The following is a 13,311-nucleotide window of genomic DNA, read 5'->3' as shown; positions in this document are numbered from 1 at the left end:
GCAGGCATTTTTATCGGCGAGATTAACGCGTCTGGCAGATGCCGCAAAATACTGTGGTGCGTTGACCCAGGCGGATTTCGCTGAGTAGATTGCCGCACTGAGTGCAGGTTTCGCCGCCGCGGCCGTAAACATGCAGCTTTTGCGCGAAATAGCCGGGTTTACCCTCGGCATTGGTGAAGTCTTTAAGCGTAGTGCCGCCCTGCTTGATGGCGTGGGCGAGGATTTGTTTGACCTCGGCAACCAGTACCGTTAAGCGTTCAATATCTATCTTGCCTGCCTCCGCCTCAGGGTGTATTCCTGCGGCAAAGAGTGCTTCGTTGGCGTAAATATTTCCCACACCCACCACAATATGGTTGTCCATCAGGCAGAGTTTGATGGCCTTCTTCTTGCCCGCCAGTGCGGCAGCTAACTGATTGACGTTAAAGGCGTCGGTCAAAGGTTCTGGCCCGAGTTTTTCCAGTAGCGGATGGGCTTCCTCAGGCAATTGGCACCATAACCAAGCGCCAAAACGTCTAGGATCGTTAAATCGCAGAATTCGGCCATTGGCGAGGACAAGATCGATATGGTCGTGCTTCTCCACTGGCGTGTCATGGGGCAGGATCCGCAAGCTGCCCGACATCCCCAAATGCACTATGCTGGTGCCAGCATCGGTATCGATTAACAGATATTTAGCGCGGCGACGCACTTGGCGTATGGTTTGGCCGATGATCTGTTTGGCAAGTTCGGGAACGGGCCAACGCAGTGAGGCGTTACGGATTACGAGGTCAACTACAGTTTGTTCGACAAGATGTGGGGCTATGCCCTGACGGGTGACTTCGACTTCTGGTAATTCCGGCATGATTGAGTTCTTTTAGGTAATAGATTAGCTGGTGGATTTTGCATCGAGGATTGGTTGTAAATCGGCCCTTAGGCTGGGGGGCACTAAATACCAGTTGCCAGCGGGTGACTTGAGTACACCATCCTCGGGGAAATAAATCCAACGTTGCGATTGGCGAATCTCGGCAATTTGGATCACCAGTTCCTGCGGCTTGCCAGTGGGTTGTGGTGCCTCGCTGAGGGGCGAGACTCTTAGGCCTTGCCAAGCCTTGGCCCATTGGGGGCAGTTGAGCACAAGCGGATCGCATTCCCAACCTGAGGCCTGTTTATGCAGCCACACACCATCTAGCTGCAATTGCGCCAGCGGCGCATTGTCATCAAATAACAGTTGGGCATCACTCGGCACATTATGGGTTTTCTTATCCATAAACGTCAGCACCGCAATGATAAAAATGCAGGCAAGAATAATGATGTTATTCCACTGTTTACGAGTAAGCGCCATAGGAAGAGTGACACAAAAAATGGGACTGATGCCATGAGTGTATCACGGCAAAATAGAGATGCTAGCCCTAGGACGAAGGGGTTAACCGCCAGTGCTATTCATAAAGCGCAGGATTTGCACGCCACTATTATCGAAAACATGCTGCTTAGGCTTGAGCTTGATACCTTGGAGAATCGCGGTTTTAAGGCGCTCAATATCCCCGGGGTATTCTCGCACAATGCTTTTTAAATCAATGGAGTGTTCATTACCTAGGCAGAGCAATAATTGCCCCTCTACAGTTACGCGCACTCTATTACATTCGTGGCAAAAGTTGTGGCTATGGGGTGAGATAAACCCGATATGAATCGGACTATCCGCCATGGTGTAGTAACGCGCGGGGCCGCCAGTACGTTTATTGGAAAGTTGCAGGGGATAATGCTCGTTAATCATGGCCTTAACTTCATCACTGCTGCAATGACGCGCGTCTTTGCGCTCGTCCATTTCACCCAGCGGCATTTCTTCAATGAAGGCGATATCTAGGTTTCGGTCACGGCAAAAATTAACCAGATCAATCACTTCATGGTCATTTTGCTGCTTAAGGATCACGGCATTGATTTTAATGCGCTCAAAACCTGCGGCGATGGCCGCATCAATCCCTTCGATAACGCGTGCTAATTTGCCGTTACGTGTCAGTTGGGTAAAGAGCTCGGGGTTAAGGGTATCTAGGCTGATGTTTAAGCGCTTAAGACCTGCATCAAACATAGGTTTGGCAAACTTACTGAGCCTAGAACCATTAGTGGTCATCGATAAATCTTTGAGCCCTGGGAGCTTGCCCAGTAAGTGCACCAGTTGATCGCAATCGCTACGCACCAAGGGCTCGCCGCCGGTGAGGCGAATTTTAGTCACCCCCAGTTCAGTAAAGGCTTGGGCAATCCAAGCCAACTCTTCGAGGTGCAGAACATGATCTTTGGGCAAGAAGCAGGGGTCTTCCGTCATACAGTAGACACAACGGAAGTCGCAGCGATCCGTCACTGAGAGTCGTAAATATTCGACCTGACGGCCAAAGGCATCCACGAGTTGGCTCATAGGGACTCAGTGGCTCTTATAGAAGATCGGCAAAAGGTTGAATAAACACGGTTTCACCCGCATTCACCGCCTCAGCATCATCTCCAATGATAATAAGGCAATTGCCTTTGACCATAGAGCTGAGCATGCCCGAACCTTGGTTACCTGTGCTGGTTACGTGCAGCCTGCCATCATTACCGAGGCGATAAATTCCGCGGATAAACTCAGTGCGGCCCGTGCGGCTACGCAGGGTTTCATCGGTAATCGCCGGGAATAACGGCGCCTGCCAGTTTGTTTCACCGCCGAGTTTACGCAGCGCAGGTTGCACAAATTGCAGGAACGACACCATCACAGCCACCGGATTGCCGGGTAAGCCGAAGAATAGGCTATCGCCGACCTTACCAAAGGCGAGTGGGCGACCGGGGCGCATATTGATCCGCCAGAAGTCGATATTGCCAAGGCGTGCCAGCACGGCCTTGATGTAGTCGGCATCGCCAACGGAAACACCGCCTGAGCTGATCACCACATCGGCCTGCGCCGCGGCTTTGGTTAAGGTCGCTTCGAGTGCGCTTTCGGAATCTTCGATAATACCTAAGTCAATGACTTCACAACCTAAACGTTTTGCCATCGCCTTGATGGTGTAACGGTTCGAGTCATAGATACAGTTTGGATTCAAAGCCTCGCCGGGTTGGCTGACTTCATCCCCGGTTGAGAACACGGCCACGGTCGGGCGACGATAAACCGTCACTCGGTCAAGGCCGAGGGAGGCTAATAAGCCCTGTTCGGCTGCGCTTAGGCGTGTGGCTTGGGTGAGGGCAACTTGGCCTTGGCCTATGTCTTCACCCGCAAGGCGAACGTGTTGGCCCTGTTGAATACGGCCATCGAAACTGACCTTGGCATTGGCCTCGTTAGCCAGCTCTCGAGGTTGAACTGTATCTGCGCCTGCGGGTACGGGCGCGCCCGTCATAATGCGCACGGTTTCACCCACTTTAAGTGTACCCGAATATTGATGACCGGCGAGGACTTCACCGACTAAGTTGAAGCTCGCTGGCAGCGGATCTTGATAGACAAAGGCATAGCCATCCATCGCCGAGTTGGTTTGCTGCGGCACATCCACGGGCGAAATGCTGTCGCGGGCGAGCACGCGGTTATCTAATGCATCTAAACCAACCTCTTCCACCTCAGAGACTGGGGCGACATGGGATAAAATCTGCGCCAAGCCTTGGCTCACGCTGAGGTTTTTATCGCTGCCCAAGGTGCAGGCATCGACAGTCGCTATTGGTAATGCGGGGTTGGGTGCTTGCCAGCTATTGGCATATTCCATCACAAAGTCAGCAATTTGCGCGACATTGTTAAGGTCGAGTCTTCTTAGCTCGCTCGGCAGCTCTGTGTCATCACAGCAAGCGATGGCGAGAATATTGTCGTCTTGGGTATAGATAAACGGCTTACCGTGGGCAGCTCGGTGCAGCTCAATTTTCGGTAGCGAGAGTTTTTTAAAGCCTTCGACTAAGACGATATCGACTTTATCGGCTTCAATTTGCTTGAGTAGGTGGACTAACTCTGGGTCGCCATCGCGGGCATCTTCGGTCATTAGCGCCCAACGCACATGGGAGGCGACTAGCATTTGCCGCGCGCCGGCTTTGCGCATCTCGTAACTGTCTTTACCGGGAATATCGACATCGAAATTGTGGTGAGCATGTTTGATCACCGCCAGACGCAGGCCGCGCTGATTTAATTCGGGGATCAATTGCTTGAGTAGGGTGGTTTTCCCCGTGCCGCTATAGGCACAAAATCCGAGAACGGGAATAGATAGCGGATTGACGAAGGGAGTACTCATTTGCACCTCTAATCTAGGAAATTTGAAGCCTTAGCTTTGGTTTATCTCTGCTGCCAGTCGTTGTTTTTGTTCTGGCGTGTTCACATTGACGAAGGCATTGGGTTGATCGGCAAAGGCCGCCACGGCAAAGCGATGTTTGGCATACCAAAAATCAATTTTACGCTCACCCGCTTCGAGAAAGGCGGTCATCGACTCGCGCAGACTTGGCTTTAGTAACATCACCACCGGCTGCTCACGCTCACCATCGCTGGCAACGGCAAGTTCAGCATCGTTTGCCTCAATGGCGGCCAATAAACGGGCGACTAAATCCCGCGGCAGCAGCGGACAATCGCAGGGCACCACGAGCAGATAGTCTGCTTGAGTGTGACCCATAGCAGTGATCGTGCCCGCCAAGGGGCCGAGAAACCCAGTATGCTCATCGCTCAACACCGTAAAACCGAACTCAGCATAACGTGTTTGGTTACGATTTGCGTTGATCAGGATCTCCTTAACCTGAGGTTTTATCCGCTCGATAGTGTGTTCAATCATGGCCTTGCCGTTTAGCTCGACGAGGCCTTTATCGTCCCCGCCCATACGGCGCGCCATACCACCGGCAAGAATTACGGCATCAATTTGCAACGACATATAAAGATCCCTGTGTGGAGTTTGTGGGCGTTTGCTGACGGGAGGTTATCACCTGTTGGTCTTCAATGTGCCACTGCTGCTCGCAAATGGCGGTGAGCGCACAGTTTTGGTGGCTGCTTAAGAGCATTCCCGTCCCTTGCTGTTTGAGCTGCTGGATCATTTGCAGCACTAAGGCTTGGGAGTCTTTATCCATGTTGGAGGTCGGCTCATCGAGCATCAGTAACTTTGGCTGCAATATCCAAGCGCGGGCGATGGCGAGGCGTTGCCTTTCGCCGCCGGATAAATTGCTGGCTCTGGCTTGCAATAGCGAGCCTAGTTGCGCCATCTCAATTGCTTGACCAATTCTACGTTTGGCTTCGGTTTTTGAGGCCGCAAAGGGTAAACCGTAGGTCAGGTTGTAATTGACTGTACCATCGAATAGATAGGGATGCTGGTGGAGGTAAACGGCTTTGCCCAGCAAAGGATTGCGTGTCCACCATGCATCCTTTTTAAAGCCGCTGACTTCAATCTTGCCCTTAGATGGCGGCTGTAAACCCGCGAGGATCTTCATCAGGGTCGACTTGCCCGAGCCGTTGTCACCCTGCAAATAAATGACGTTCCCTTGGCACAACTCTAGGCTATGGGCTTTGAATAATAAGCGCGGGCCAAAGGACATTTCCAAGTCACGGGCGATCAGTTTGGCTTGGGTCATAAGTTAATGGCTCCTTGGCGTTTCTTTGCCGCGTAAACTACCTAAGGCAAAGTTGAGGATCAAGGCCAAGATTAGCAGCACTAATCCGAGGGCGATAGCTTGGGCGAAATCACCTTTACTGGTTTCCAGTGCGATAGCCGTCGGGATATTACGTGTTACGTTTAAAATGTTGCCGCCGACCATCATAGAACAGCCGACTTCGGTGAGAATACGGCTAAAGGCTGCGACAATTGCCAGTAATAACGGCATACGCAGTTCGCGGCACACGGTCCAGACCGCGCTAAACCAAGAGGCGCCTAGGGTGCGTGAGGTTTCCCATGCACGGCGATCGACACTAGTGAAGGCCGCTTGACTCATGGCTATCATCACGGGGGCGCAAATCATCATTTGGCCGAGGATCATCCCCTCTTGAGTGAACAACCACCTTAAATCCCCAAGCGGGCCGTTGCGGGTCAAGATGAGATACACCAACAGGCCGATGACGACCGTGGGGATCGATTGCAGCGTTTGTACTAAGTTAGTGACAAACCACTTTCCGGGGAAATGGGCAAACGCCAACACAAAACCGAGCACCATAGAGGGGACTAAGGTGATGAGCAGCGCCGCGAAGGATACCGAAAACGAGACAGAGATGATGGACCAAACGTCGGGGTCCAATGAAAACAGCAGGCTTAACGCCTGCTGTAACAGTGCTAACCAGCCTTCGCTCATTCGCTATAGGTTGCCTTGAACAGTTGCTCGCCTTCAACTTTGAAGTTGTTGATCATGGCTTGACCTTCTTTGCTGATCAGCCAGTCACTGAAGGCTTTAGCGCCTTTGTGGTTCAGATCTGGGTATTTAGCTGGGTTGATCAGAATCACTTGGTATGGGTTCGCCAGCGTTTTACCGCCATCGAAATCCACACCTAAGTCCAGCTTGGTTTTGTACGCCACGAAAGTACCACGGTCAGACAGAGTGTAACCTTGTAATTCGTTTGCCATCAGCAGGGTTTTACCCATGCCTTGACCTACTGAAGTGTAACCTTTGAAGTCAGGAGTCACGCCTGCGGCTTTCCATACTTCTAACTCTTTGATGTGGGTGCCAGAGTTGTCACCACGAGAGACGAAAGGTAAGCCAGATTTGGCGATTTTCGCGAAGGCTTCTTCGGCAGTTTTGCTTTCACGTAGTTTTGCTGGGTCGTTTTTAGGACCTAACACCACGAAATCGTTTTCCATAATGCCACGTGGCTCAACACCAAAACCGTCGGCAACAAATTTTGCTTCAGCACTTGGGGCGTGGGTCATCACTAAATCCACATCGCCTTGCTCGCCCAGTTTCAGCGCTTTACCCGTACCCGTTGCGATAACTTGTACTTTGTAGCCTGATTCACTTTCAAACTTAGGCAGTAATTCTTTCAACAGACCTGAGTTTTCAGTACTGGTGGTGGTGGCTAACTTGATCACTTCAGCCGATTGAGCGGGTAACACTGTGAGCATGCTGGCTGCAACAACCAGGCCCAGTAATGACTTCATATGGGATTTCACGTTTAGCATGGATACTCCTTGGCGAAAAATAGGGTTCCGACTCAATTGCCTACTGAGTGGGAGGTTCCGTAAATTGTAATGCGTTCGATTGAAAGCAAATAGGATGCCAAACCAACAATGACGCATTTACGTTCACAGCTTGATCTAAATTGTGACCCTGATCTCAGGCTCAACAAATAGTTTGCAGACAAATTGTCTCAGCGCATGCTTCTTATGGTTCATAGTGACCTATTTGTCTAGTTTCAATGCTAGAATTGGTCGCAATTGAGTCAAAATGTCCAGAAGTGAGCACTATGAGCCAGATAGATAATAACCTCAAGCCCCTTCCTTCCGCTGTGTCTGTCCTGATCGTCGATGACGAGCCCGGGATGCGTAGCTTTTTGAATAAGGCGCTCTCGAAAAAATTCGCCTTAGTCGAAACGGCGGGCAGTATTGAAGATGCTGAGCAGTTACGTAGTCGCTGCCACTTCGACCTATTGATTGTCGATATCCGTTTACCGGGTCGCTCGGGCATCGAGTGGCACGAAGCCTTAGATGAACAAGGCCGCCGATCTGATGTGATTTTTATGACTGGCTATGCGGATTTAGAAGTCGCGATTAAGGCGCTGCGGGCTGGTGCCTCAGACTTTATTATGAAGCCCTTCCACCTCGAGCAGATGATGTCGGCGGTTGACCGTTGTATTGAACGCCGTTTGCTGCGCCGCGAAAACTTAATGCTGCGCCGTGAAGTCTCCATTGGCTATTCCTCCACCATTATAGGTAGCAGCGAGGCCATGAAGTCGGTCAAGCAAGTGATTGAGCGCGTGGCACCAACCAATGCCGTGGTGTTAATTCAAGGCGAATCGGGCACGGGTAAAGAGCTGGTCGCGCGCCAATTACACTTACTCAGCGGCCGCCAAGGGCCATTTGTACCCGTTAACTGCGGCTCTATCGCCCCCGAACTACTGGAGAGTGAACTCTTTGGCCATACGGCAGGGGCATTTACTGGCGCTAAGGGAAATCGCGAAGGCTTATTCAGTTTTGCCTCCGGCGGCACTATTTTCCTCGATGAAATTGGTGAGATGCCCCTCAAGATGCAGACGGCATTGCTCAGGGTATTAGAGCAAAAGGCGATTCGCCCCGTCGGCAGTGAGAAGGAAGTCAATATCGATGTCCGGGTGATTGCGGCCACTAACCGTACGCTGGTGGATGAAGTCGAGGCGGGTAACTTCCGTCGTGATCTTTATTATCGCTTGAATGTGCTGGATATTTTAATTCCTCCCCTGCGTGAGCGTCCGGAAGATGTGGTCGAATTGACCCATCACTTTACTCGCCAATTGGCAGCCGAATTGGGTGTGCGCGAAGTCGTGTGGAGCCATGAGGATATGGTGAAGCTGCAACAGCACGAGTGGCCAGGCAATATCCGTGAACTGCGCAATATGATTGAACGCTGCATTCTGCTTGGCAAGCCGCCAGCGGAATACTGGAAGCAGCAGGTCAAGACAGAGTCTTCGGCCTCCCAAGGTTATCCCTTAGATTGGCCGTTGAAAGAAGTGGAAAAACACCATGTGACCAGCGTGGTGGATCTGCACTCTGGCAATAAATCAGCAGCGGCGAGGGACTTAGGCGTTTCCCGTAAGACCTTAGATCGCAAGTATAAAGAGTGGTTTGACGTTAGCGACGAGCAGGAGTTCTAAGTGTCGTTTTTTACTCACTTTTTTGGTGTCAGTTGGCAGCAAATGCAGGCCAAAGTGCGTTATCGCATTCTGATCCTCACCTTGCTGCCGATTTTGCTCACCTTGGTGAGTTTAGTGTTTATCACTATTTACTGGAATATCAGTTACACAGGCAAGCAACTGTTTATGAAAGTAAAAGCCGATCTGGCTGTGGCTGAAAATACCCTGCAACAGGTGCAAGTTCGTCAGGAGAAACAGCTCGAGAGAGTCATGACCTCATGGACTTTTCAAAATGATTTTCGGCCCATTCTCACTGGCGAGTTGGCACACAGGGCGAGTATAGATGCCTTTCTAAATGAGCAAAAAAAGCAACTCGATCTGGATTTTCTAAGGCTTGTCAGTGTGGCCGAGGCCGCGTCAGACCCGGATTTGCGACAAATTTTACCGAAAATGGGTGGTCTCTTGCCCTATTCGGGGCTGATGGTGTTATCGCCTGAACGTTTGGCGCGGGTTGATCCGGATTTAGCTCAAAGGGCGGCGATTCCCTTACTAGCGACACTGCGGGCGCAAAGCCCGAATAAACAAGTGGAAGACCGTGGTCTACTGAGCCGCAGTTTGCTGCCGATCCCCGATTTTGAGGGCAAAGTGGCTTGGTATCTCGATGGCGGCGTGCTGTTTAATCGGGATACGCGCATCGTCGACCATATCCGCGACCTCGTCTACGACAAGGGCACGCTGCCGGAGCGTTCTATCGGCACTGTGACCATCTTCCTCGATAATATTCGTGTCTCAACCAACGTGCCTTTGCATTTTTTCCCGCAGTCGAATGAATCCCAAGGGCGGGCGCTCGGCAGTTTAGTGTCGGAGGAAGTGCGCGAAAAAGTGCTGAATCACGGTGAGTTATGGGTCGATCGCGCCTTTGTGTTTAACGATTGGTTTATTTCCGCCTATGCGCCTTTAGAAGATATCCGTGGGCAACGTGTTGGCATGATCTATACCGGATTCTCTGAGTCGCCCTTTATTCATAACTACCTGCTTAATATCATTGAGTTAGGCACGATTCTGATGCTGGTGCTGCTAATCTCCGGCTTATTGGTTTATCGCGGTGCTTACAGCTTGTTGCAACCGATTGAGCGTATTCACCATGTGGTGCAAGCGGTGCAGTCTGGTCGCAATGTGCGTATTGGCGCCTTGGGGCTGGACAGGGATAACGAATTGTCGAATCTTGCCGAGCAGTTCGATCGTATGCTCGATTTATTGCAGCGGCGCAACGCGCAAATCCAAGCCGCCGCCGAACAACTCGAGATGAAGGTCGAGGAGCGGACTCGTAGCCTGCAGGATAAGACCTTAGAGTTGCAGCGCAACGTGGCGCTACTCAATGAAACTCGCCAGCAGTTAGTGACCAATGAAAAGTTAACCGCGCTGGGTGAGCTTACTGCTGGGATTGCCCATGAGATCAATAATCCAACGGCGGTGATCCTCGGTAATATGGAGCTGCTGCGTTATGAGCTTGGAGATAATGCCGAGTCGGTAAAAGAAGAAATCGACCTTGTTATCCAACAGGTTGGCCGTATTAGCACTATTATCCGCAGCCTGCTGCAATACAGTCGCCCTGGTGAGTTTAACGCTCCCTTAGAGATGCATCCTATTACGCCTATCATCGAGGAAATGCTGGTATTAGTGCGGCACTCGATTCAGAAACAAGAAGTGGTGCTGATAACTGAACTGAACGCCAGCTGCCCTGTGCAGGTTAATCGCCCGCAGTTGCTGCAAGTGCTGATTAACCTTGTGGTTAACGCCGCCCATGCGATGGACGGTAAGGGCAGGATTTGGGTGCGAACCTATGATTGGCTACAGCAAGATATGCCGATTGGGGTGAAAATTGAGGTTGAGGACGAAGGTTCGGGGATTGCGCCTGAGCAACTAGGGCGGATTTTTGATCCCTTCTACACCACGCGTAAAGACGGCACAGGCCTTGGATTATCCTTAAGTTACGGCATTATCAAGCGTATCGGTGGCACCATAGAGGTGAGTTCTGTACTGGGTAAGGGGTCTATCTTCACTATTGGTTTGTACCATGAGGCGAAGGAAGATCAGCAAAACAACCCCTACGATGGCTTACATTTTTCCGGCCAAAGCACCGAAATGTCATCTTAAAAGCGACTCTGCACTAAATGCTATGAGATTGATTCACTGAATAAAAAGCAAAAAAAAGCCGGATGATGAATCCGGCCACAAAAGAGTGTGTGTGAGCAATGTCGTGCTTGCAAACTCAGGAGCACTTTAACAACGTCAGATTACCAGTCATCCGTGTTAAAGATGAGTTTTGGAACGCAAGTTAACGATAATCATTCTCAATTAGGTTTGCAAGCTATTTCTCGCAAAAAATGCACATTTTTATGTAAATCGCTTTTAAGCAGTCGCAATCGACTTGCTTAAATGCAGTTTATGGTCGATCAGGCTTTGCGGATCAGCCTTCAGTTCAGTAATCAAATACTGGTTTCTAATCAAAAGATTGAGCATGGCTGGGAAGCGATTCATGGTTTTTACTTGGATCAGCTTGTAGCCTTGGCGGCTCGCCCAGGTTTCTTGGTATTCCAATAGGCTTTGTGCCAGACCTAAACGTCTAAAGTCGGTCGCAACACCGCCTAACCAACTGTAAAACACGGCATCAGCCTGCTCGTATCCCAGTTTAAAGCCTGCCAATTCACCTTCCACATAGGCTAAGAGAATCAAGCAAGTCTTATCCGAGAGACGTTCTGCCAGTGTTTCGCTGGTCAGCGGACGGTCGAGTTCAGGGATTTGCTTGCTCAGTTCGATAAGCTGTGTGGTCAACTCAGGTGTCAGAGCTGTCAGTGCTTTGATTTCAATTGAATACATAATTTTCTCTCACAGAAAATCAGCCCCAAATGCGCATAAACACAGTGGGGCTGAACTAAAAACTGCTCAAATTATAACAGGTCTGGCCAGTTGAGTTAATCAGGAAAATGATTTTTGTGGACTGGTTTGCAAGATCTTGTCTTGTAAGACCTTCAGCAGGACGCCGTAGGCGGGCAGGAATAACCCTAAGCTCACGAGTAATTTGAAGCTGTAATCCACGGCCGCGATTTCGGGCCAGTTGGCCGCCATAAAGCTGTCTGTTGAGGCATAAAAAGCGACACTGAAGAACACTAAGGTGTCGACTAAGTTACCGACAATGGTCGATGCCGCAGGCGCGACCCACCAAGAACGGCTCTGGCGTAGGCGAGCAAAGACTGTGATATCCATCAGTTGACCAATCAAATACGCCGCGAAGCTGGCGAAGGCGATGCGAAACACAAAAGTGTTCCATTGGCTTAAGGAATCAATCCCTTGGAAGCTGCCTTGATGGAATACCACACCCATGACATAGGAAATCATCAACGCGGGCACCATGGCTTTGAGAATGATGCTACGGGCAGGTGTTTGTCCAAAGATGCGCACGGTGAGATCGGTCGCCAGATAGACAAAGGGAAAACTAAACGCGCCCCAAGTGGTGTGAAAACCAAACAATTGAAACGGTAGTTGTACCAAGTAGTTGCTGACGCAAATAATCAGTATGTGAAATCCCACTAATAGCAGGAGTGCGCGGCGAAGCTGCGCAGGGGTTAACATTAACATATGTGGCCTTTTTAGTTGTGTAGGGCGGGGTGAGGGAACCCGCTAAATGATCTGTTGTTATTTTACCCAATATCAGCGTGCTGAAATCGGGGTCGCCATTATAGTGACCAGGTTCGAAGATGCAAGCTTACTGTTTATATTCCAAGCAATTTAGCCCTGAGTTTCGAAGAGGAGTGGTCGATAAGGTCACAGCACAGGCAGGGAAATTATCCTACACTGTTAAGAAATGGGAGGAGAACGCGATGCGATCATTTCTTGCGGCCTTGTGTTTTAGTTTATTGAGTGTGTGTTCCTACGCGACACCGGCTAAACCCGTGGTAATTCATCTGGTCACCGCTTCGTGGCTAGGTTTCTCCAATCCCGACGAAACGGGTTATTACTTCGATATTCTCCGCAAGGCGTTTCCTGCTCCCGATTGGCAACTCGATGTGCAGTTTATGCCCTTTGCCCGCACGCTTTATATGGTTGAAACTAGCAGAGTGGATATGATCCTCAGTGTTTACAAGGGGGATGTGAAAAACAGCCTACTGAGTGAAAACCCCGTTGAACTTGATTCTATCGATGCCGCAGTTACCCCACAAATTGCGGCGACTTGGTCGGGGATGGAGAGCTTATCTCACAAGAAAGTGCAGGCCATGCTGGCCTATCGCTATAACATGCTGACGACGATCCCGATGTTTTATGAGGAAGGCAGCGACATCTTAAGCATGCTAAATAGTGTGAATGCGGGACGAACCGATGCCGTGCTGGATTACAGGAAGAATATGGAGACTCTCGTCCCTCAATTGAAGGCGCCGCAGCAGTTTGTGATTATTCCTGGAGTGCTCACCGCCGAAACCTATTTCGCCTTTGCCAATACGGAAAAAGGGCGGATGCTAAAGCAACATTTTGATATTGAGCATAAAAAGCTGATTGATTCCGGTGAGCAAGAACGACTTTATGCAGAGACAAAAGCAAAAGGATTTTAGGGTTTATCAGTA

13 protein-coding genes are annotated in these 13,311 nt (G+C 50.4%); 3 read left to right on the top strand and 10 right to left on the bottom strand.

The genetic code is table 11. The features are described from left to right. Positions 1-22: 22 nt before the first annotated feature. The 8 genes from mutM to SHEWANA3_RS21300 form a co-directional block, all read right to left on the bottom strand. Positions 23-838 (bottom strand): bifunctional DNA-formamidopyrimidine glycosylase/DNA-(apurinic or apyrimidinic site) lyase, encoded by an 816-nt coding sequence (gene mutM, locus SHEWANA3_RS21335; RefSeq protein ID WP_011624602.1) that lies wholly within the window; start codon positions 836-838, stop codon positions 23-25. A gap of 24 nt (positions 839-862) precedes the next feature. Continuing rightward, positions 863-1,318 (bottom strand): hypothetical protein, encoded by a 456-nt coding sequence (locus SHEWANA3_RS21330; RefSeq protein WP_011718793.1) that lies wholly within the window; start codon positions 1,316-1,318, stop codon positions 863-865. A gap of 81 nt (positions 1,319-1,399) precedes the next feature. Beyond that, the gene (gene moaA / locus SHEWANA3_RS21325) at positions 1,400-2,383 is read right to left on the bottom strand and encodes a GTP 3',8-cyclase MoaA (protein WP_011718792.1); all 984 of its coding nucleotides are present in this window, start codon (positions 2,381-2,383) and stop codon (positions 1,400-1,402) included. Positions 2,384-2,399: 16 nt separating this feature from the next. Then, on the bottom strand, positions 2,400-4,199 hold the full coding sequence (locus SHEWANA3_RS21320) for a bifunctional molybdopterin-guanine dinucleotide biosynthesis adaptor protein MobB/molybdopterin molybdotransferase MoeA (RefSeq protein WP_011718791.1): 1,800 nt from the start codon (positions 4,197-4,199) through the stop codon (positions 2,400-2,402). Positions 4,200-4,229: 30 nt separating this feature from the next. After that, positions 4,230-4,823 (bottom strand): molybdenum cofactor guanylyltransferase MobA, encoded by a 594-nt coding sequence (gene mobA / locus SHEWANA3_RS21315; protein WP_011718790.1) that lies wholly within the window; start codon positions 4,821-4,823, stop codon positions 4,230-4,232. Continuing rightward, complete coding sequence (locus SHEWANA3_RS21310) at positions 4,807-5,514, bottom strand: energy-coupling factor ABC transporter ATP-binding protein (protein WP_011718789.1); 708 nt, start codon at positions 5,512-5,514, stop codon at positions 4,807-4,809. The genes mobA and SHEWANA3_RS21310 overlap by 17 nt, the downstream gene beginning before the upstream one ends. 3 nt (positions 5,515-5,517) lie before the next feature. Beyond that, the gene (locus SHEWANA3_RS21305) at positions 5,518-6,225 is read right to left on the bottom strand and encodes an ABC transporter permease (RefSeq protein ID WP_011718788.1); all 708 of its coding nucleotides are present in this window, start codon (positions 6,223-6,225) and stop codon (positions 5,518-5,520) included. Beyond that, positions 6,222-7,046: a substrate-binding domain-containing protein gene (locus SHEWANA3_RS21300; protein ID WP_011624595.1), complete on the bottom strand. Its 825-nt coding sequence runs from the start codon at positions 7,044-7,046 to the stop codon at positions 6,222-6,224. Before SHEWANA3_RS21300 ends, SHEWANA3_RS21305 begins: the two co-directional genes overlap by 4 nt. A gap of 284 nt (positions 7,047-7,330) precedes the next feature. On the opposite strand from SHEWANA3_RS21300, the gene SHEWANA3_RS21295 reads away from it, so the two are divergent. Beyond that, the gene (locus SHEWANA3_RS21295) at positions 7,331-8,713 is read left to right on the top strand and encodes a sigma-54 dependent transcriptional regulator (RefSeq protein ID WP_011718787.1); all 1,383 of its coding nucleotides are present in this window, start codon (positions 7,331-7,333) and stop codon (positions 8,711-8,713) included. Beyond that, the gene (locus SHEWANA3_RS21290; protein ID WP_011718786.1) at positions 8,714-10,849 is read left to right on the top strand and encodes a cache domain-containing protein; all 2,136 of its coding nucleotides are present in this window, start codon (positions 8,714-8,716) and stop codon (positions 10,847-10,849) included. It begins immediately after the preceding gene. Between the two features lie 255 nt (positions 10,850-11,104). Here the strand turns inward: SHEWANA3_RS21290 and SHEWANA3_RS21285 are convergent, their stop codons facing one another. After that, positions 11,105-11,572 carry a GNAT family N-acetyltransferase gene (locus SHEWANA3_RS21285; RefSeq protein WP_011718785.1) on the bottom strand — a complete coding sequence of 156 codons (468 nt, stop codon included), beginning with the start codon at positions 11,570-11,572 and terminating at the stop codon, positions 11,105-11,107. 99 nt (positions 11,573-11,671) lie between these two features. Further along, positions 11,672-12,331, bottom strand: coding sequence for a 7-cyano-7-deazaguanine/7-aminomethyl-7-deazaguanine transporter (locus SHEWANA3_RS21280; protein WP_039977624.1), 660 nt, complete (start codon positions 12,329-12,331; stop codon positions 11,672-11,674). A 242-nt stretch (positions 12,332-12,573) separates the two neighbouring features. Here SHEWANA3_RS21280 and SHEWANA3_RS21275 point away from each other — a divergent pair, with 242 nt between their 5' ends. Further along, the gene (locus tag SHEWANA3_RS21275) at positions 12,574-13,299 is read left to right on the top strand and encodes an ABC transporter substrate-binding protein (protein WP_011718784.1); all 726 of its coding nucleotides are present in this window, start codon (positions 12,574-12,576) and stop codon (positions 13,297-13,299) included. Positions 13,300-13,311 lie beyond the last annotated feature (12 nt).

The organism is Shewanella sp. ANA-3 (genome assembly GCF_000203935.1).
Classification (GTDB): Bacteria; Pseudomonadota; Gammaproteobacteria; order Enterobacterales; family Shewanellaceae; genus Shewanella.
Note: the sequence above shows the minus strand (reverse complement) of the source record. Positions and strands in the feature narration are given on the sequence as shown.